Source organism: Pseudomonas sp. NFPP12, assembly GCF_900103205.1.
Lineage (GTDB): Bacteria > Pseudomonadota > Gammaproteobacteria > Pseudomonadales > Pseudomonadaceae > Aquipseudomonas > Aquipseudomonas protegens.
The window spans coordinates 752,037-771,041 of record NZ_FMWW01000005.1; the positions used below are offsets into that span (position 1 = coordinate 752,037).

At 63.3% G+C, this 19,005-nt stretch carries 17 protein-coding genes; 10 read left to right on the top strand and 7 right to left on the bottom strand.

Features of this window, described 5'->3' with window-relative positions:
* Positions 1-36 precede the first annotated feature (36 nt).
* Positions 37-2,229 carry a catalase HPII gene (gene katE / locus BLS75_RS24670; RefSeq protein ID WP_258028896.1) on the top strand — a complete coding sequence of 731 codons (2,193 nt, stop codon included), beginning with the start codon at positions 37-39 and terminating at the stop codon, positions 2,227-2,229.
* A gap of 56 nt (positions 2,230-2,285) precedes the next feature.
* Here katE and BLS75_RS24675 read toward each other — a convergent pair whose 3' ends face one another.
* The 4 genes from BLS75_RS24675 to zur are packed head-to-tail and all read right to left on the bottom strand — an operon-like array spanning position 2,286 to position 5,091.
* Positions 2,286-3,005: a PA5502 family lipoprotein gene (locus BLS75_RS24675; RefSeq protein WP_019095618.1), complete on the bottom strand. Its 720-nt coding sequence runs from the start codon at positions 3,003-3,005 to the stop codon at positions 2,286-2,288.
* Positions 3,006-3,042: 37 nt separating this feature from the next.
* The gene (gene znuB / locus BLS75_RS24680; protein WP_011058464.1) at positions 3,043-3,831 is read right to left on the bottom strand and encodes a zinc ABC transporter permease subunit ZnuB; all 789 of its coding nucleotides are present in this window, start codon (positions 3,829-3,831) and stop codon (positions 3,043-3,045) included.
* Positions 3,824-4,609, bottom strand: coding sequence for a zinc ABC transporter ATP-binding protein ZnuC (znuC, locus tag BLS75_RS24685; protein WP_011058465.1), 786 nt, complete (start codon positions 4,607-4,609; stop codon positions 3,824-3,826). Before znuC ends, znuB begins: the two co-directional genes overlap by 8 nt.
* On the bottom strand, positions 4,609-5,091 hold the full coding sequence (gene zur, locus BLS75_RS24690; RefSeq protein WP_011058466.1) for a zinc uptake transcriptional repressor Zur: 483 nt from the start codon (positions 5,089-5,091) through the stop codon (positions 4,609-4,611). The genes znuC and zur overlap by 1 nt, the downstream gene beginning before the upstream one ends.
* Before the next feature lie 66 nt (positions 5,092-5,157).
* Between zur and BLS75_RS24695 the strand changes: the two genes are divergently transcribed.
* Positions 5,158-6,078 (top strand): zinc ABC transporter substrate-binding protein, encoded by a 921-nt coding sequence (locus BLS75_RS24695; protein ID WP_204378529.1) that lies wholly within the window; start codon positions 5,158-5,160, stop codon positions 6,076-6,078.
* Between the two features lie 91 nt (positions 6,079-6,169).
* On the opposite strand, the gene BLS75_RS24700 is transcribed toward BLS75_RS24695, so the two are convergent.
* Complete coding sequence (locus tag BLS75_RS24700) at positions 6,170-7,120, bottom strand: homoserine kinase (RefSeq protein ID WP_011058468.1); 951 nt, start codon at positions 7,118-7,120, stop codon at positions 6,170-6,172.
* A gap of 65 nt (positions 7,121-7,185) precedes the next feature.
* The gene (locus BLS75_RS24705; RefSeq protein ID WP_011058469.1) at positions 7,186-7,473 is read right to left on the bottom strand and encodes a DUF2782 domain-containing protein; all 288 of its coding nucleotides are present in this window, start codon (positions 7,471-7,473) and stop codon (positions 7,186-7,188) included.
* Between the two features lie 74 nt (positions 7,474-7,547).
* Here BLS75_RS24705 and polA point away from each other — a divergent pair, with 74 nt between their 5' ends.
* Complete coding sequence (gene polA / locus BLS75_RS24710; protein ID WP_072451951.1) at positions 7,548-10,337, top strand: DNA polymerase I; 2,790 nt, start codon at positions 7,548-7,550, stop codon at positions 10,335-10,337.
* A 415-nt stretch (positions 10,338-10,752) separates the two neighbouring features.
* Here the strand turns inward: polA and yihA are convergent, their stop codons facing one another.
* Complete coding sequence (gene yihA / locus BLS75_RS24715) at positions 10,753-11,394, bottom strand: ribosome biogenesis GTP-binding protein YihA/YsxC (protein ID WP_011058471.1); 642 nt, start codon at positions 11,392-11,394, stop codon at positions 10,753-10,755.
* 191 nt (positions 11,395-11,585) lie between these two features.
* Here yihA and BLS75_RS24720 point away from each other — a divergent pair, with 191 nt between their 5' ends.
* From BLS75_RS24720 to BLS75_RS24750, 7 genes are all read left to right on the top strand, one after another.
* Positions 11,586-11,876 carry a c-type cytochrome gene (locus BLS75_RS24720; protein ID WP_015633654.1) on the top strand — a complete coding sequence of 97 codons (291 nt, stop codon included), beginning with the start codon at positions 11,586-11,588 and terminating at the stop codon, positions 11,874-11,876.
* Between the two features lie 45 nt (positions 11,877-11,921).
* Entirely contained in the window at positions 11,922-12,527 is a 606-nt protein-coding gene (locus BLS75_RS24725) for a c-type cytochrome (RefSeq protein WP_011058472.1), read from the top strand.
* 197 nt (positions 12,528-12,724) lie between these two features.
* Positions 12,725-13,354 carry a thiol:disulfide interchange protein DsbA/DsbL gene (locus BLS75_RS24730; protein ID WP_047290219.1) on the top strand — a complete coding sequence of 210 codons (630 nt, stop codon included), beginning with the start codon at positions 12,725-12,727 and terminating at the stop codon, positions 13,352-13,354.
* Between the two features lie 12 nt (positions 13,355-13,366).
* Positions 13,367-14,245 carry an endonuclease/exonuclease/phosphatase family protein gene (locus BLS75_RS24735; protein WP_011058474.1) on the top strand — a complete coding sequence of 293 codons (879 nt, stop codon included), beginning with the start codon at positions 13,367-13,369 and terminating at the stop codon, positions 14,243-14,245.
* A complete protein-coding gene (locus BLS75_RS24740; RefSeq protein ID WP_072451952.1) occupies positions 14,242-16,425 on the top strand; it encodes a GGDEF domain-containing protein in 2,184 nt (727 codons plus the stop codon). Before BLS75_RS24735 ends, BLS75_RS24740 begins: the two co-directional genes overlap by 4 nt.
* Positions 16,426-16,526: 101 nt before the next feature.
* Positions 16,527-17,306: an N-acetylmuramoyl-L-alanine amidase gene (locus BLS75_RS24745; protein WP_011058476.1), complete on the top strand. Its 780-nt coding sequence runs from the start codon at positions 16,527-16,529 to the stop codon at positions 17,304-17,306.
* A gap of 73 nt (positions 17,307-17,379) precedes the next feature.
* Positions 17,380-19,002 (top strand): EAL domain-containing protein, encoded by a 1,623-nt coding sequence (locus tag BLS75_RS24750; protein ID WP_053154833.1) that lies wholly within the window; start codon positions 17,380-17,382, stop codon positions 19,000-19,002.
* The last annotated feature ends 3 nt before the right edge of the window (positions 19,003-19,005 follow it).

A 19,005-nucleotide genomic window follows, 5' to 3' on the forward strand; every position in this document is an offset into this window, starting at 1 on the left:
CACTCGAAAGCCGCCAGGTGCCGTGCCTGGAGGCCTTTGCCCACGAAGCCCCGGCACGCCAGGGATTTCGCCAACGAGGAGTTTTGCCTGATGAGCACGAAGAAGCCCGATACCCCAAAAAGCCAGATGGCCGGGACCGACACCCTGGACCGCGGCAACAGCAACAGCAAGCTCAAGAGCCTGGAGACGTTCCGCTCCGACGCCACCGGGCAGGCCCTGCGGACCAACCAGGGGGTGAAGATCGCCGACAACCAGAACACCCTCAAAGCCGGTGCTCGTGGGCCTTCGCTGCTGGAAGACTTCATCATGCGGGAGAAGATCACCCACTTCGACCATGAGCGGATTCCCGAGCGCATCGTGCATGCCCGAGGGGTGGGTGCCCATGGTTACTTCCAGAGCTATGACAACCATTCGGCATTGACCAAGGCCGGTTTCCTGCGTGATCCGGGGAAGAAAACACCAGTGTTCGTACGTTTTTCCACGGTCCAGGGGCCAAGAGGCTCTGGCGACACCGTGCGTGACGTGCGCGGCTTTGCGGTGAAGTTCTTCACTGACGAAGGCAACTTCGACCTGGTGGGCAACAACATGCCGGTGTTCTTCATTCAGGACGCGATCAAGTTCCCCGATTTCGTACACGCCGTGAAACCCGAACCCCACAACGAAATACCCACCGGCGGCTCGGCCCATGACACCTTCTGGGACTTTGTCTCGCTGCAGCCGGAATCGGCGCACATGGTGATCTGGGCCATGTCAGACCGGGCCATTCCGAAAAGTCTGCGGGCCATGCAGGGCTTTGGCGTGCATACCTTTCGCCTGATCAACGCCCAGGGCCGGTCGAGCTTCGTCAAGTTCCACTGGCGGCCGACGGTGGGTACCTGTTCGCTGGTCTGGGATGAGGCGCAGAAGCTGGCGGGCAAGGACACCGACTTCCATCGCCGCGACCTGTGGGAATCGATCGAAGCCGGGGATTACCCGGAGTGGGAGTTCGGCGTACAGATCATCGCCGAGGAAGACGAGCACAACTTTGATTTCGACATCCTCGACCCGACCAAGCTGATCCCCGAGGAACTGGTGCCGATTACGCCCCTGGGCAAGATGGTGCTGAACCGCAACCCGGACAACTATTTTGCCGAGACCGAGCAGGTCGCCTTCTGCCCGGGGCACATAGTGCCCGGGATCGACTTCTCCAACGACCCGCTGTTGCAAGGACGGCTGTTTTCCTACACCGATACCCAGATCAGCCGCCTGGGTGGGCCGAACTTCCACGAATTGCCGATCAATCGGCCGCTGGCGCCCTTCCACAACAGCCAGCGCGACGCCATGCACCGCATCACCCTGGACAAGGGCCGGGCCTCCTATGAGCCCAATTCCATCGACGGCGGCTGGCCCCGGGAAACCCCACCGGCGGCCGAGGATGGCGGCTTCGAGAGTTACAACGAGCGTATCGATGCGCACAAGATCCGCCAGCGCAGCGAATCGTTCAACGACCATTTCTCCCAGGCGCGGCTGTTCTACAAGAGCATGAGCAAGCACGAGCAGGAGCACATCATCGCCGCCTACAGCTTTGAGCTGGGCAAGGTTGAACGTGAATGGATCCGCGAACGCCAGGTCAACGAGATTCTGGCCAACATCGACCTGCAACTGGCCGCGCGAGTGGCCGAGAACCTCGGGCTGGCGGCGCCGAAGAAAGCCACGGTGGCGGAGCGCAAGACTTCGCTCTCGCGCTCGCCGGCCCTGAGCCAGGCGAACCTGTTGCCGGGCAATATCAAAACCCGGAAGGTGGCGATTCTGGCGGCCAACGGCGTCGATGGTGCGGCGATCGATGCGCTGAAGAAGGCTCTCAAGGCCGAAGGGGCACACGCCAAGCTACTGGGGCCGACCTCGGCGCCGGTCACCACGGCGGACGGCAAGAGCCTGCCGGTGGATGCGTCCATGGAGGGCTTGCCATCGGTGGCCTTCGATGCGGTGTTCGTGCCCGGAGGTGCGCAGTCGATCAAGGCCTTGAGCGGCAATGGCGTGGCCCTGCATTACTTGCTGGAGGCGTACAAGCACCTCAAGGCGATTGCCCTGCACGGCGATGCCCGGGAGCTGTTGCACAGCCTGCGGCTGGAGGCGGATGAAGGCTTGATCGTGGGGGGCGATGCCAAGGCGCTGAAGGCATTCATTGCCGCCATCGCTCAGCATCGGGTCTGGAGCCGAGAGGAAAAGGCCAAGGCAATCCCGGCCTGAACACACTTTCCCCGACAAGCCTGCTCCGTGTAGGAGCCGGCTTGCCGGCGAAGGCTTTACTGCGCCTTGCGCGGAGTCAGCACCATCTGCGCCGGTACATGGCGCACGATTTGCCGATTGATCTTCTGTTCAAAGTCCGGGTCGAGCTTCTTCACCCGCTTGCCGAGCAGGGTCGACAGCCAGGGGTAATCCTCGGTGCGTGGTACCTGGATGCTCACGTCGCACTGGTAATTCACCACATCGGCGGCCAGGGCATCGAGTTGATGCCGCAGCTTGCGGATATCAGTGACGTTCAAGGCGACGGTGGTGCTCTCGGCGGTCGGATCGATCAGCTTGGCCGCAGGGCGCGCTTCGGCGGCCTTCAGGGCGGCTTCGGCCTTGTCCAGCTCCGCCTTGCGGGCGTGGGCAATGGCATTGTTGACCCCACCGGTCAGCGCCGGAGCCTTGGGCATCAGTGCCCGGGCACGGCTCAGGGCCGTGGCTGCGGCGTTCACATCGCCCTTCTGCAGGACGATCTGGCTGCGCTGCAGATAGGCTTCGGCCAACTGCCGCTGGTACTGCACCAGTTGCGGGTCGTCGGGCGTCTGCGCCTGCAAGGCGCTGAGTTGATCTTCCGCGGTGGCCAGTTCGCTGCTGGCGATGTTTTGTTCCAGCTGCGCGATGGCCGTGGCCCGTGCATCAGGGACCTCGGTGGCCGCTGGTGGCGTGCTTTGGCAGGCTCCCAGTAGCAGGGAAAATGCGACAAGGAGCAGATAACGGGAGGCGAACGGCTTCATTCCTGCGACTCTCTAATTGCGCAAAAAGCGAGCAAGTCTACACCCCTCGACGGGGCAGAACAAAACTCAGCAGAAACAGTGTGGCGGCGGTGACCACGATCGACGGCCCGGCCGGTGTGTCCTTGAACCAGGACAGCGCCAGCCCGCCGCACACCGCGAGCATGCCCAGCAGGCTGGCGCCCAGGGCCATCTGCTCCGGCGAGCGGGCGTGACGCTGTGCCGCAGCGGCCGGGATGATCAGCAGCGAGGTGATCAGCAACACCCCGACAATCTTCATGGCCACGGCAATCACCACGGCGATCAGCAGCATCAGCGCCAGGCGCAGCGAGGCCACAGGCAGGCCTTCGACCCTGGCCAGTTCCTCGTGCACGGTGATCGCCAGCAAGGGGCGCCACAACGCCACCAGCAGCAACAGCACCGCCGCGCTACCGCCGAGAATCCACGCCAGGTCGCCCGGGCTGATCGCCAGCAGGTCACCGAACAGGTAGGCCATCAGGTCGATTCGCACTTCATGCATGAAGCTTAGTACCACCAGGCCCAGAGACAGGGTGCTGGGTGCAAGAATCCCCAGCAGCGTGTCGGAAGCCAGGGGTTGGCGCTGTTGCAGGGTCACCAGCAGCACCGCCAGCAGCAGGCAGCCGACCGTGACCGCTACCGCCGGGCTGACATCCAGCAGAAAGCCCAGGGCCACGCCGAGCAGCGCGGCGTGGGACAGGGTGTCGCCGAAATAGGCCATGCGACGCCAAACCACGAAGGACCCCAAGGGGCCGGCAACCACCGCCAGGGCCAGGCCTGCGAGCAGGGCGTAGAGCAGAAAATCAGCCATGCTTGCAGTTTTCTCCATGGACATGGGCGTGGCCCGAAGCGGGCTGGGTGACGACCGAACCATGCAGGTCGTGGGCATGGTCGTGATGGTGGTGGTAGATCGCCAGGCTCGGTGCGTTCTTGCCGAACAGCTCGACGAAGGCCGGGTCGCCGCTGACCTGCTCGGGGTGGCCGGAGCAGCAGACGTGGCGATTCAGGCAGACCACCTGATCGGTGGTGCTCATCACCAGGTGCAGGTCGTGGGAGACCATCAGCACGCCGCAGCCGTGACGGTCGCGCAGGCGGGTAATCAGGCTGTAGAGCTCGGCCTGGCCGGCCACATCGACGCCTTGCACCGGTTCATCGAGTACCAGCAGCTCCGGCTCGCGCAGCAGCGCCCGGGCCAGCAGCACGCGCTGCATCTCGCCACCGGAGATGCTCTGCACCGGGCTGTCGATCACCTGCTCGGCACCTACTTCCTTGAGCGCTGCCAGCGCCCGGGTACGGTCCACTCCCGGCACCAGGCGCAGAAAGCGCAGCACCGACAGCGGCAAGGTCGGGTCGACATGAAGCTTCTGCGGCATGTAGCCCACCCGCAGTTTGGGCTTGCGCCAGACACTGCCGGTGTCGGGTTTGAGCAGGCCGAGCACGGCGCGCACCAGCGTGGTCTTGCCGGCGCCATTGGGGCCGATCAGGGTGACGATCTGGCCGGGTTCGACGCTGAGCTGGATGTTCTCCAGCACGTTCTGCCCGGCAAAGGTCACCCCGACCTGCTCGAGGCGGATCAACGCATTGCTCATCAAGCCCCCTGGCAGCCCGAGCAGAGCCCGACCACTTCGACGGTCTGGCCCTCGACCACGAAGCCGACGTCGCGGGCGCTGCTGATGATGGCGTCGCTGATGGATTTCTGTTCCAGCTCGATGGCGGCGTGGCATTCGCGGCAGATCAGGAACTGGCCCTGGTGCGCGTGCTCGGGGTGGTTGCAGCCGACAAAGGCATTGAGCGAGGCGATGCGGTGCACCAGGCCGTTTTCCAGGAGGAAATCCAGCGCCCGGTAAACCGTTGGCGGGGCGGCGCGACGGCCGTCCTGCTCGCTGAGCACGGCCAGGATGTCGTAGGCCCCCAGGGGCTTGTGGCTTTGCCACACCAGCTCCAGCACCCGCCGGCGCAGGGCGGTCAGGCGCAGGCCTTGCCGTGCGCACAGGGCGTCGGCCTCAGACAGTGCGCTGTGCACGCAGTGAGAGTGGTCGTGTGGACGGCTGGCAAGGGGTGTTTTAGGCATGAGCGGCGACGAGGTTTGTGAGAGACGTTATTATGTTACCCGTTCTCGCCTCCTCGAGTGTCCATCGTGCCCAGACTTTTTCGCCTTTTTGTCGCTTTTACCTTCAGCCTGTTCGCGATCGGCTCGGCCCAGGCCGAAGTGCGGGTGCTGGCCAGCATCAAGCCGCTGCAACTGATTGCCGCCGCCGTGCAGGATGGCGTGGCGGTTCCCGAGGTGCTGCTGCCGCCCGGAGCTTCCCCGCACAACTACGCGCTGCGCCCTTCGGACGTGCGCAAGGTGCAGAGCGTAGACCTGCTGTACTGGATCGGCCCGGACATGGAAGGCTTCCTGCCGCGGGTGCTGAAGGGCCGTAGCCTGCCCTCGGTGGCGGTACAGGACCTGCCGGGCATGAAACTCCGGCACTTTGCCGAAGATAGTCACTCCCACGCTGAAGATGCCGACGAACATGACCATGATCATCGTCCTGGCACCCTGGACGCGCACCTCTGGCTGTCGCCGGTCAATGCCCGGGTGATCGCCACCCGCATGGCCGCTGACCTGAGTGCCGCCGACCCGGCCAATGCCGCCCGCTACCAGAACAACCTGAAGGCGTTCAGCGAGCGTCTGGATGCTATGGATGCCCGCTTGAAAACCCGCCTGGCGGGGATCGCCGGCAAGCCTTACTTCGTGTTCCACGAGGCCTTCGACTACTTCGAGGACGCCTACGGCCTCAAGCACGCCGGGGTGTTCAGCGTGGCGGCGGAAGTCCAGCCGGGGGCCCAGCACGTCGCCGCCATGCGCGCGCGCTTGCAGCAGGTGGGCAAGACCTGTGTGTTCAGCGAGCCGCCCCTGCGCCCGCGCCTGGCGGAAACCCTGGTGGCCGGCCTGCCGGTGAAACTGGCGGAGCTGGATGCGTTGGGCGGTTACACGCCGGCAACCGCTCAAGGCTATGAGCAGGTGCTGGAGAAGTTGGGGAATGATCTGGCGGGCTGCCTGGAGCAGCTTTAAGCGGGGATTGTTGCGCGAGGGCTTTGGCGGGCAAGCCCGCTCCTACAGGTTGGGCGCATCTCTGTAGGAGCGGGCTTGCCCGCGAAGCGTTTTACAGGGCGAACGGCAGCGCGATGCTGACCTGTTGCCGCTGCGCCAGGCGCTGCTGGAACTCCATCGGATCGTGAATCAGCACGTCCTGCCCGGCGAAGCTCTCGGCGGCGATCAGCCGCGATAGCCAGAAGCGCACACAGGCTACCCGCAGCAGGGTCGGCCAGAGTTCGGCCTCTGCCGCAGTGAACGGGCGCAGCGCCGCGTAGGCGCCCAGCAGGGCTCGGGCCCGTTGGCCGTCGAGTACGCCTTCATCGTCGGAGCACCAGTCATTCAGGGCGATCGCCACGTCGTAGAGCATGGGGCCCGAACAGGCGTTGTAGAAGTCGATCAGGCCGGTCAGGTGGGTGCCTTCGAACATGGCATTGTCGCGAAACAGATCGGCGTGGATGTTGGCCCGGGGCAGGGCGAGGATCTTCACCTTCTGAGCGGCGATTTCATCCAGGGCCCGTTGCAGCAGGTCCTGGGCCGTGGGGGCCAGGTGCGACAGCAGTTGCCTGCCCTCTTCCTGCATCCAGTCCAGGCCGCGATCGGTCTTGCGCTTGATCATGTGGTCCTTGGTGGCCACGTGCAGGTGGCCGAGCAGCTCACCGACCTGGGCACAGTGCTGGGCGTTGGCCTGCTTGATGTGCTTGCCCGCTAGCCGCGGTTGCAGCAGCGCCGGCTTGCCCGCCAGTTCGCGCAGGGCGACGCCGTCGGTGGTGCGCAGGGCATAGGGCACTGGCAGGTTGGCCTGGTGCAGCACGTCCAGCAGTTCAATGAAGAACGGCATTTCCTGGACCGGGCCACGTTCCACCAGGGTCAGGACGAACTCGCCCTGTTCCAGGCTGATGAAGAAGTTGGTGTTTTCGCTACCAGCGGCGATCCCCTGGAAATCAAGCAGGCGGCCGAGCCCATACGGGGCGAGAAAGGTTTCCAGCTCGGGCCGAGCCAGGGGGGTGAACACAGACATGGTTAAAAACTGCCAGTACGGGCGCTGCTATCCAGCCAGCGCCATTGAGTTGAAGTCGGAGTGGTTTACCACTCAAAGATTTTCCACGAAGGGATCAGCATATCCGGCTGATCCGAACGGATGAAGTTGCCGTCCGAGCCATCGGCACGCACCAGGAAGTAGGGTTTGCCGCCCTTTGGCGTGATCTTGATGGCATACAGGAAGCCATTTTGCCGGTATTCCTGGATGGTCTTGTCGCCTTCCGTGCGAATGGTTACTTCCGGGTCCGCTGATGGCGCATCTTCTGCGGCGATCGCGGCCAATGGAGCGATTGCAATCAAGCCGGTCAGCAGCAAGCGATTTAGTGTGCGCATGATAACCTTGTCCCTTTGTCGTCAACGGTCCCGCTATTCTAGCGCCGGACCCGCCGAAAAGGTTGATCCCGCTCATGAGCCAAGCCCCCCTCGTCCTGGTGGACGGTTCTTCATATCTGTACCGCGCGTTCCACGCGCTGCCACCGCTGACCACCTCCAAAGGCCTGCCTACCGGCGCGGTCAAGGGCGTGTTGAACATGCTCAAGAGCCTGCGCAAGCAGTACCCGGACAGCCCGTTCGCCGTGGTCTTCGATGCCAAGGGCGGGACCTTCCGCGATGACATGTATGCCGAATACAAGGCCAACCGTCCGAGCATGCCCGACGACATGCGGGTGCAGATCGAGCCGTTGCACGCCAGCGTGATCGCCCTGGGTTTCCCCCTGTTGTGCGTGGAAGGGGTCGAGGCCGATGACGTGATCGGCACCCTGGCCCGCAGCAGCGCGGCGGCGGACCGCCCGGTGGTGATTTCCACTGGCGACAAGGACATGGCACAGCTGGTGGACGGGCACATTACCCTGGTCAACACCATGTCCGGTAGCAGCATGGATGTGGAAGGCGTGAAGGAGAAATTCGGCGTCGCTCCCGAGCAGATCATCGATTACCTGGCGCTGATGGGCGACTCTTCCGACAACATTCCCGGGGTGCCGGGCATTGGTCCGAAGACCGCTTCCGGCCTGCTGGTCGGGGTCAATGGCGGGTTGAAGGAGCTGTACGAACAGCTCGATATCGTACCGACCCTGCCGATCCGCGGGGCCAAGACCTTGCCGGCCAAGCTTGAAGAACACAAGGAAATGGCCTTCCTCTCCTATCAGTTGGCGACCATCAAGGTCGACGTGCCGCTGGAAGTCGGGCTCGACGACCTGCACCTGGGCGAGCCGGACCGCGAGAAGCTGGTGGAGCTCTACAGCCTGCTGGAGTTCAAGAGCTGGCTCGACGAGTTGCAGCGCGATGCCAAGCGTGTCGAGCTCAGCGGCGCTGAGGCGACACCCGCCGCCGTGCCGCCGCAGGTTGTGGAGCAAGCTCCGCTGGAGCTGCAGTACGAAACCATCCTCGACCAGGAGCGTTTCGATGCCTGGCTGGAGAAGCTCAAGGGCGCCAAGCTGATTGCCTTCGATACCGAAACCACCGGGATCGATGCGCAGCAGGCGCAACTGGTGGGCCTGTCCTTCTCGGTCAAGGCCGGCGAAGCGGCCTATGTTCCCCTGACCCACTCCTACATGGGCGCGCCGGCACAGCTGGATCGCGACAGCGTACTGCTGGCCCTCAAGCCCTTGCTGGAAGATCCCAAGCTGCTCAAGGTCGGCCAGCACGCCAAGTTCGACATGAACATCCTGGCCAACTGCGCCATCGGCGGCGACCAGGCCAATGGCATCACCATGCGCGGCGTGGCCTTCGATACCATGCTCGAATCCTACGTGCTCAACTCCACCGCCACCCGCCATGACATGGACAGCCTGGCGCAGAAGTACCTGGACCACAGCACTGTGAGTTTCCAGGACATCGCCGGCAAGGGTGCCAAGCAGTTGACCTTCGACCAGATTCCCCTTGAGCAGGCCGGCCCCTACGCCGCGGAAGATGCCGATGTGACCCTGCGCCTGCACCAGGTCCTGTTCGACAAGCTGTCCGCGATACCGAGCCTGGCCAGCGTGCTCACCGATATCGAAATGCCTTTGGTGCCGGTCCTGGCGCGCATCGAGCGCCAGGGAGCACTGGTGGACGACAAGCTCCTGGGAGTGCAGAGCATCGAACTGGGGGACAAGATGGTCGCCCTGGAGCGCGAAGCCTTCAAGATCGCCGGCGAGGAGTTCAACCTGGGCTCGCCCAAGCAACTGGGCAGCATCCTCTACGACAAGCTCGGCCTGCCGGTGCTGAAAAAGACTGCCAAGGGCCAGCCATCCACGGCTGAAGAGGTGCTGGCCAAGCTGGCGGAAGACGACTATCCGCTGCCGCGGGTGCTGATGCAGTACCGTTCCATGAGCAAGCTGAAAAGCACCTATACCGACCGCCTGCCGGAGCAGATCAACCCGCGTACCGGGCGCATCCATACCTCCTATCATCAGGCGGTAGCGTCCACCGGCCGGCTGTCCTCCAGCGATCCGAACCTGCAGAACATTCCGGTACGTACCGCTGAAGGCCGGCGCATTCGCCAGGCCTTCATCGCGCCGCCGGGCTACAAGCTGCTGGCAGCGGACTATTCGCAGATCGAGTTGCGGATCATGGCGCACCTGTCCCGCGACGAAGGTTTGCTCAACGCCTTCCGCAACAACCTGGACGTGCACACCGCCACGGCGGCCGAGGTGTTCAAGGTCGAGCTCAAGGACGTCACTTCCGATCAGCGCCGCAGCGCCAAGGCCATCAACTTCGGCCTGATCTACGGTATGGGCGCGCAGAAGCTGGGCAAGGACATCGGTGTCGATACCAAGCAGGCCAAGGCCTATATCGACACCTACTTCGCGCGTTACCCGGGGGTTCGCGAGTACATGGACCGCACCCGCGCCCAGGCCGCGGACCAGGGTTATGTCGAGACCATCTTCGGTCGCCGCCTGTACCTGCCGGAGATCAACTCCAACAAGCCACAGGAGCGCGCCGGCGCCGAACGCACCGCGATCAATGCGCCGATGCAGGGCACCGCGGCAGACATCATCAAGAAAGCCATGGTGGCCGTGGACAACTGGCTGGAGTCCTCGGGGCTGGATGCCCGAGTGATTCTCCAGGTGCACGACGAACTGGTGCTGGAAGTGCGCGAGGACCTTGTGGACCAGGTTCGTGAGGAAATTCGCGGGCACATGAGCGGTGCCGCAACCCTGGATGTGCCGTTATTGGTGGAAGTGGGGGTGGGAAATAACTGGGATGAGGCCCATTAAGGGCACTTTTCAGGTGTTTTTGCCGCGGCATAGTGTCGCGGCAATAACTAGCGAAGAGCTATTAGCACCGAAAATTTCATCGATTATTGCCAATAGTTTTTGCAACCGGCCGGAACTAAATAGGTGAACGCCCACTCAGAGTTACTGAATGGCTGGTGAAGCCCTTCGATGCTCCTATGTTGTGTTAAGTGTTGGCAGATATCTGGACCCCGCCCTAGCGGTCTAGAACTTGAACCCCGAACTTCCCCCTCCCCATACGAAGTCCGGGGTTTTTTTTGCCTGAAAACCGCCTGGGAAATGATCATGCTGCGTTAAAAGCGCGGCGCGAAATGCTCATTTACAGCCAGTAAACTCTGCTTTCGCACCGCGCTTTTGCCTTGCCTGATCATCCCCCAGGCAATTTTCCCTACGTCTCTCAGGCCTCGGCTTCGGCGCCTTTGTCGGCCAGTTCCATCCAGCCCGCCAGCACGGTGTAGGCCTCTTCCAGGCCCATGCGCTTGGGGGCCGAGAACAGTTGGATGGTGACGGCTTCGCCCCAGCCCTTGCGGATCTGCGACTGCACCTTGAGCAGGGTGTTCTTGGCCGCGCCGTAGGTCAGTTTGTCGGCCTTGGTCAGCAGGATGTGCATCGGCATGCCGCTGGCGACCGCCCAGTCCAGCATCAGCAGGTCGAAGTCGGTCATGGGATGACGGATATCCATCATCAGGATCAGGCCCTTAAGGCTCTCGCGGCTGCCCAGGTAGGCTTCCAGGTGACGCTGCCAGTGTTGCTTGAGCGGGATTGGCACTTTGGCGTAACCGTAGCCCGGCAGGTCGACCAGACGGCGATCGTCGTCTAGCTTGAAGAAGTTCAACAACTGCGTGCGACCCGGAGTTTTCGAGGTGCGTGCCAGGCTGGCGTGGGTCAGGGTGTTCAGGGCGCTGGATTTGCCGGCGTTGGAGCGCCCGGCAAAGGCCACTTCGAAGCCTTCATCGTCAGGGCATTGATCGACTTTGGCGGCGCTGAGCATGAACGTAGCCTGTTGGCACAGACCGAGGATGGGGTTCTTGAGTTGCATGGGATTTCCGATTGGGGCGATGCCGAGAGTGGACGCGGCGAGCGGTGTCGTTTCCGTTTCAGTAACGCCAGTATATAATGCCGCAGATTTTGTGTGCGCTTTGTCCCAGCGTAGGATGAAGTTCACGAGAGCGATAAACCTTGAATGCGCATTAGAACGCACCACGCTCTCAACCCTGAAAAGGTCGTTTTATGACGAAATGGCTGCTAGCTGCCGGTGTCTTGATGCCGTTTTACGGCGCTCAGGCTACACAGGATCCGGAAGCTGTGTACAACCGTGTTTGTGGGGCTTGTCATTCCGGCCAACTACCCACGGCGCCCCGCAAGGGCGACCAGGAAGCTTGGGCGCCGAGGTTGGCGCAAGGTATGGAGACGCTGGTGCAACACGTGACCCAGGGTTTCAAGGCGATGCCGCCGCGTGGTTTGTGCATGGACTGCAGTGCCGAGGATTACCGAGTCATCATCCATTGGATGAGCGAGTGATCCCGGTCCATAACTCTTAACCCTTAGCCGTAGTTGGATTAGCTGATGAACAAATTACTCGTGAGTCTGCTGTTGACCTTGGGCATCACAGGTGTCGCCCATGCCGCAGGCGACGCTGCTGCCGGTCAGGCGAAAGCCGCAGTCTGTGGTGCTTGCCACGGCCCTGATGGGAACAGCATGGCGCCAAACTTTCCCAAGCTGGCGGGTCAGGGGGAAAAGTACCTGAACAAGCAGTTGCACGATATCAAGTCCGGCAAGCGCCAGGTGCTGGAGATGACAGGCCTGTTGACCAACCTGAGCGATCAGGACCTGGCTGACATAGCCGCCTACTTCGCCAGCCAGAAAGGCAGCGTCGGCGCAGCAGATCCTAAAGTCGTGGCCCGTGGTGAAGAACTGTTCCGTGGCGGCAAGCTGGACCAGGGCATGCCTGCCTGCACCGGTTGCCACTCGCCAAACGGTGCGGGTAACGCAGCAGCCGGCTTCCCCCATCTGGGCGGCCAGCACGCACAGTACGTGGCCAAGCAGTTGACCGACTTCCGCGAAGGCAATCGTACCAACGACGGCGATACCCTGGTGATGCGCAGCATCGCTGGCAAGCTGAGCAACAAAGACATCGAAGCGGTGTCCAGCTATATTCAGGGCCTGCACTGAGGCCGGCTCGATCAGCGTTGCCCAAGGTGCTAAGCCACGGCAACGTTAATGATCGATTAATCTGACGGTGCAAGCATAAAGGGTGGCTCAGGCCGCCCTTTTTTATGGCGTCTGCCGCTACACTAGCGAACTCAAGCCCGCCAAGACCTGGCCGAATTCAGGTCGAGCGAGGCGCCAAAATTGTCCAGGAGTAAAGCATGCGTAATCTGATTCTCAGCGCCGCACTCGTCACCGCCAGCCTGTTTGGCGTGACCGCTCAAGCGGCCGAACCGCTTGAAGCCGGTAAACAATATGTCGAGTTGAGCAGCGCCGTTCCGGTTGCCGTGCCAGGCAAGATCGAAGTGGTTGAGCTGTTCTGGTATGGCTGCCCGCACTGCTACGCTTTCGAACCGACCATCAATCCCTGGGCTGAAAAACTCCCTGCCGACGTCAACTTCGTCCGTATCCCGGCCATGTTCGGCGGTATCTGGAACGTCCATGGCCAACTGTTCATCACTCTTGAAGCCATGGGTGTCGAGCACAAGGTGCACAAGGCCGTATTCGAAGCCATCCATGGCGGCAAGAAACTCGCTACTCCTGAAGAGATGGCCGAGTTCCTGGCCGGCGAAGGCGTCGACAAGGACAAGTTCCTGAGCACCTACAATTCCTTCGCCGTCAAAGGCAAGGTCGAAGACGCCAAGAAAAAGGCCCAGGCCTACCAGATCACCGGCGTACCGACTATGGTGGTCAACGGCAAGTATCGTTTCGACCTGGGCACCGCCGGTGGTCCTGAAGGCGCGCTGAGCGTGGCTGACCAGTTGATCGCCAAAGAGCGCGCAGCCAAGTAAGCGCCCGCCGCCATGCCGCGCTGGAGCTCGGAACGCATCGTTGGCCTGCATGATCCGCAGGTCAACGAGCACCATTTGGCGTCGTCCGGCCTGCCGGCAGACAGTCGTCTGCGCTTGCTCAGTTTCAATATCCAGGTCGGTATCAGCACCGAACGTTATCGCCATTACCTGACTCGTGGTTGGCAGCACCTGCTGCCCCATCATGGGCGTGCCGACAATCTGCAGAAAATCGGCAACCTGCTTGGCGATTTCGACCTGGTGGCCCTGCAGGAGGCCGATGGCGGCAGCCTGCGCTCCGGCTACGTCAATCAGGTGGAACACCTGGCCCAACTGGGCGCCTTCCCCTACTGGTACCAACAGCTCAATCGCAACCTGGGACGCCTGGCTCAGCACAGCAATGGCGTGCTCAGCCGCCTGCGCCCCTGGGCCATCGAAGACCACCCGCTGCCTGGCCCCAAGGGGCGCGGCGCGATCCTCGTGCGCTTTGGCGAGGGCCCCGAGGCACTGGTGGTGGTGATGATGCATCTGGCGCTCGGTGCTCGCACCCGAACCCGGCAATTGGCGTACATCCGCGAGTTGATCGGCGGCTACAAGCATCAGGTGCTGATGGGGGACATGAACACCCACGCCAGCGACCTGCTGGAGCATTCCCCTCTAAGGGACCTCAGCCTCTTGGCGCCGCAACTGCAGGCGACCTTCCCCAGCTGGCGTCCGCAACGTTGCCTGGACCATATTCTGCTCAGCCCCAGCCTGACCCTGGAGCGCGTGGAGGTCCTGGCCCAACCCATATCCGATCACCTGCCGGTCGCGGTAGAGATTCGTCTGCCGGGTTCGCTCACGGCTGATGCATTGCCCGCGTTGAGTCCTGCCCCTCGCGGAACCGATGAATGAGCGACGACGCCAATCGCTGGAAAGAGAAATACCTCAAAAGTATCGAACAGCAGGAAAAGCTCGAACGCCGATGGGCGGCCCGTCTCGACTTGCTGCGTCGTGGCCTGGTACGCAGCACCCTGGCGGCGGAGGGCACCGATCGCGCGGTCGACCAGTGCATGAAGGAAATGCGCGAGGTGGTACGCACCGACGACATGGACGCCGGGCTTGCAGCCCTGCTGCCGCGCCTGGAAAAAGCCGTTCTGGACTCCGAGCAGCGGCGGGAAACCCGGGTCGAGCAGATGAGCAGCGCGCTGACGGCGCTGGTCAGCCAGTTGCAGTCCCTGCCCCTGCCCCGGGAGGTCAGCCGTCCGCTGAAAGCCTTTGCCAAGCAACTGGATGGCCGGGTTGGCCAGGCGCGGGAAATTCCCTTGCTGCTCGGCGAACTGAGTAGCCTGCAGGGCAAGGCCCTGAGCCAGCTGGAAACCCCGGCCGAACCCGACCGCCCAAGCCTGTTGCAGCGCCTGTTCGGCAGCCGCGAGGCGAGCGAGGCGCCGGCCCCGGCGGAGGAAGCCGTTGCGACGAATTCGCCGCTCCCGGCAGCCGCGGCGCAGGCTCATCCGCAAGCCGAGGAAGCCCCGGCACCGGAGGATGGCGCGCGCGAACACTATCAGACGCCGACCCAGGCCTTGCCTGAGGCGGTTTCGGCGCCGGCCATGCCCGCCCCGGCACAGCCCCAAGTGCAGCTCGAACCTGAGCCGGTTGCCCAGCTGGTTGCCAGCGATGAGCCGGAGGTTGCTGCAGTGCCCGCTCCTGCCCCGGTGGTGGCGTTCGTGCCTCCGGTACTGGTGCAGGAGGAGTCCGCCGAGCCTGTACCCGCTATCGAGGTCGAACCTCAAGCAACCATTTCGCCTGTCGCGGAGCCACAAGCGCCCGTTGATCCCGGGGTGGTCGCCGCTTCCGATTCACCGCCCGCGCCTGTCGCCGAAGCCGCGTTCAATCCCGACGAGTTGTTGCCCCTGCCGACGGTTTCCCCGGCAGTGCTGCTGGACAGCCTGCCCCTGCCGGCAGTCATGGCCGAGGCCCTGGCCGCCATCGATCCGGAGCAGTCGGAGCACGATGTGCTCTACGCTCTGCCGGATTCGCCCGAGCCCTCCTACAGTTCGGTGGCCAAGCACATCGAGCACACCTTGCTGGGGCTGCTCGACGACCTGAGCCTGCCGGAGCGCCACCGGCCACAGGCCGAGGCCATGCGCGATCGTCTGCAGCATGGGTTGAACTGGTACGAATTGCTGCCGATCCTCGACGATCTGGCGGTGTTGATGCTGGCCATCACCGACTCTGGCCAGCATGAGTTCGAGACCTACCTCAAGCAGCTCAACGAGCGCCTGGAGGCCTTCCAGAGCAACCTGCAGGCGGCCAGCGACGGCCATGCCGACAGCAGTTCGGCGGCACGGGCCATGGACAGCCAGATCCGTGAACAGGTCGACGGCCTGCAAAGCAGCGTGCAGGAGGCCGCCGATCTGGATGACCTCAAGCAAGTGCTGGAAAGCCACCTGGAAGGCCTGCTGGGCACCATGGACCACCACCAGAAGCAGCGCGACGAGCGTGAACGGGAAGTGGCCGCCCGCCTGCAAAGCCTGGCGGAGCGGGTTTCGAGCATGGAGCAGGAAGCCCAGGGCTACCGTGAGCACCTGGAAGAGCAGCGGCAGAAGGCGCTGATCGATCCGCTCACCGGCCTGCCCAACCGGGCTGCCTGGAGCGAACGCCTGGAACATGAAGTCGGCCAATGGCAACAACATGGCAACAGCCTGCTGCTGGCCATGCTCGATCTCGATCATTTCAAGCGGATCAACGACAACTACGGTCACCTGGCCGGTGACAAGGTGTTGAAGATCATCGCCAACGTACTGCGCAAACGCCTGCGAGGCAGCGATTTCATCGCACGTTTCGGTGGCGAGGAGTTTGTTCTGTTGCTGCCCAACACCCCCTGGCCGGTGGGCGCGCGCATTGTGGAAGCCTTGCGCGCGGCAATCGAGGCGTGCCCGTTCCATTTCAAGGGCGAGCCGGTGACCATCACCGTGTCCGTCGGGCTGAGTGCGTTCAAGGCTGGTGATCGCAGCGATCTGGTGATCAAAAGAGCCGATCAGGCGCTGTACCGGGCCAAGGATGCCGGCCGTAACCGGGTGGAAGCTGGTTGAGGAGCCAGCGCTTTGCTGAATGAAAGCGCTGTTTTGCCCATGATCGCCAGGGCAGTACGTTACACTGTTGCATTATCGTCTTCAGCGTACTGCCTTTTGCCATGAAACTTCTTGCTCTTGCCCTCTCCCTGCTGATCCTCGCCGGCTGCGCCAGCGGCCCGCGCATCGACACCAGCCACCCGTCGGTCAATTACGATCAGCGCGCCCAGTTCATCATCGTCCACTACACCTCGGCATCGCTGGAGCGCTCCCTGGCCCTGTTGACCCATGGCCAGGTCAGCAGCCACTACCTGATCGGCGATGACAAGTCCGCCACCATCTACAAGCTGGTGGACGAGCAATACCGTGCCTGGCATGCCGGCGACAGCCAGTGGCAGGGCCGGACCTGGCTCAACTCCAGTTCCATTGGCATCGAGATCGTCAACCCGGGGTTCCGCGATGGCCCCAGCGGGCGGCTCTGGTACCCCTACAGCGAAGCGCAGATCCAGAACCTGATCGTGCTGCTCAAGGACATCAGCAAGCGCAACAACATCTCGCCGCGCCACATCATTGGCCACAGCGATATCGCCCCCATGCGCAAGCTGGATCCGGGCCCGCTGTTTCCCTGGAAACGCCTGGCCGAGGCTGGCCTGGGCCTGTGGCCCGATGCTCAGGCAGTGGCACGCCAGCAGGCGTTCTTTACCGTGAGCCCGCCGAGCATCGGTTGGTACCAGCAGCAACTGGCCCAGCTGGGTTACGCCACGCCGCAGACCGGCGAGCTGGACAAGGCGACCCGTAACGTCCTGGCCGCGTTCCAGATGCACTACCGGCCGGGGCGTTTCGATGGCACGCCGGACGCAGAAAGCGCGGCCATCCTGATGGTGCTCAACCAGACAAAATAATGACGCCGCCGGACGGTTGGGGCTGATTGTCCAATCAGTTGCTATAACTCATTGGTAATCCTTCGGATCTCCCATGATGCCGGCCGCTCGCGAGCCCTTGCGTACCTGGTTCCATCGCCCCTGGACGCTGGCGATGCTGGCGGCTGTGCTGAGTGCGGTAATTTTGCTGCTGGGCAGCGCCGGGCTGGCCATGCACCAGGTCCAGCAACGGGAAAGCGAGCAGATGAACGCCCAGGGGCAGCGTTTCCTGGAGCGGCTGGAGCAGTTGTTCGGGCAACTGCGCGAAGGTCTCGACGTGCTGGAGGCGCAGCCGCTGCGCGAGTGCAACGCCGATCTCATCGCAGCTCTGCAGCAGGTCAGCTACAGCTATCGCTTCATTTATGAAGCGGCCTACAGGGACGCCACCCACACTTGTTCCAACTGGCCACGGCAGAACCTCCTGCCGGCGGCCAGGCCGCCGGATATCCGCGGGCCGACCTACAGCTACTGGCTCAACACCTCGACCCAGCCCAATGAGAACCTTGCTGCCCTGATGCTGGGTCGCGGCAACTTTCGCGTGGCCACTTCCCGCGGGCACCTGACCGATGTGGTGGATCTGCCTGCCGGTGGCAGCCTGATGGTCGTGGTGGATCATGGTGCCCGGGCGATACCGGTGCTCGGCCCGGCCCGTGCCTGGCCCCCCGCACAGCCTTGGCGGGCGGGCCGCGACGGGCCCTTGCAGGTCACCCCGGACCTGCTGATCTATCGCATGCCCACTCGCAACCCCGAGTACCAACTGGTGCTGATCACCCCCCGCGCCAGCCTGCAGGGCGAAGTGCTCGACGGTTGGTGGTGGTTGCTGCCCTCCAGCCTGGTGCTGGCGCTGTTCATCGGTGGGTTGGTGTATCAGTTGGTCCGCCAGCGCCAGTCCCTGGGGGCGGAGCTGCAAGGGGCCCTGCGCCGCGGCGAACTGCAGGTGCTGTACCAGCCGATCTTCGATCTCAGTAGCCGGCTCTGCGTGGGGGCCGAGGCCCTGCTGCGCTGGCGCCGCCCGGACGGCACCCTGACCAGCCCCGACCTGTTCATCCCGCTGGCGGAGAACACCGGGCAGATCCGCCAGATCACCGACTTCGTCCTGCAGCGCCTGCTGGAGCAGCTGGGGCATGTGCTACGGGCCAATCCCCAGCTGTACATCTCAGTCAACCTGGCGGCCTGCGACGTGATGGTCCCGCGGATCGGCATGGTCATGGCGCGGCTGCTGGCCACGCATCGGGTAGCGGCTCGGCAGATCGCCTTCGAGGTCACCGAGCGTGGGCTGATCGATGTGGTGGTGGCGCGCAACAACCTGCAGGCCCTGCGCGATGTCGGGCATCAGGTGCTGATCGACGATTTCGGCACCGGCTATTGCAGCCTGGCCTACCTGCAGAGCCTGCCGGTGGATTGCCTGAAGATCGACAAGGCGTTCATCGATGCCCTGGGGCACGATGCCGCCAGCAGCGGCGTGGCGCCGCACATCATTCGCATGGCCCACGCATTGAAACTCAAGGTGATTGCCGAGGGCATCGAGTTCGAGGACCAGGCGCTGCTGCTCAGCAGCGAGGGCGTGAGCTTCGGCCAGGGCTGGCTGTTCGCCCATGCCCTGAGTGCCTTGCAGTTCACTGAGCTGATTACCCGTGGCCGACGGCTGGTGGCCAGGCGCCTGGATGATGAAGCATGAAGC

What these genes read in the sequence shown, in the direction of transcription:
- znuB (WP_011058464.1), bottom strand. Translation starts at nt 3,831, where the DNA reads ATGGCTGATTTTCTGCTCTACGCCCTGCTCGCAGGCCTGGCCCTGGCG.
- BLS75_RS24745 (WP_011058476.1), top strand. Translation starts at nt 16,527, where the DNA reads ATGAAACTTCTTGCTCTTGCCCTCTCCCTGCTGATCCTCGCCGGCTGC.
- BLS75_RS24700 (WP_011058468.1), bottom strand. Translation starts at nt 7,120, where the DNA reads ATGTCTGTGTTCACCCCCCTGGCTCGGCCCGAGCTGGAAACCTTTCTC.
- BLS75_RS24675 (WP_019095618.1), bottom strand. Translation starts at nt 3,005, where the DNA reads ATGAAGCCGTTCGCCTCCCGTTATCTGCTCCTTGTCGCATTTTCCCTG.
- znuC (WP_011058465.1), bottom strand. Translation starts at nt 4,609, where the DNA reads ATGAGCAATGCGTTGATCCGCCTCGAGCAGGTCGGGGTGACCTTTGCC.
- yihA (WP_011058471.1), bottom strand. Translation starts at nt 11,394, where the DNA reads ATGCAACTCAAGAACCCCATCCTCGGTCTGTGCCAACAGGCTACGTTC.
- BLS75_RS24720 (WP_015633654.1), top strand. Translation starts at nt 11,586, where the DNA reads ATGACGAAATGGCTGCTAGCTGCCGGTGTCTTGATGCCGTTTTACGGC.
- BLS75_RS24735 (WP_011058474.1), top strand. Translation starts at nt 13,367, where the DNA reads ATGCCGCGCTGGAGCTCGGAACGCATCGTTGGCCTGCATGATCCGCAG.
- BLS75_RS24705 (WP_011058469.1), bottom strand. Translation starts at nt 7,473, where the DNA reads ATGCGCACACTAAATCGCTTGCTGCTGACCGGCTTGATTGCAATCGCT.
- polA (WP_072451951.1), top strand. Translation starts at nt 7,548, where the DNA reads ATGAGCCAAGCCCCCCTCGTCCTGGTGGACGGTTCTTCATATCTGTAC.
- zur (WP_011058466.1), bottom strand. Translation starts at nt 5,091, where the DNA reads ATGCCTAAAACACCCCTTGCCAGCCGTCCACACGACCACTCTCACTGC.
- BLS75_RS24750 (WP_053154833.1), top strand. Translation starts at nt 17,380, where the DNA reads ATGATGCCGGCCGCTCGCGAGCCCTTGCGTACCTGGTTCCATCGCCCC.
- BLS75_RS24740 (WP_072451952.1), top strand. Translation starts at nt 14,242, where the DNA reads ATGAGCGACGACGCCAATCGCTGGAAAGAGAAATACCTCAAAAGTATC.
- BLS75_RS24725 (WP_011058472.1), top strand. Translation starts at nt 11,922, where the DNA reads ATGAACAAATTACTCGTGAGTCTGCTGTTGACCTTGGGCATCACAGGT.
- BLS75_RS24730 (WP_047290219.1), top strand. Translation starts at nt 12,725, where the DNA reads ATGCGTAATCTGATTCTCAGCGCCGCACTCGTCACCGCCAGCCTGTTT.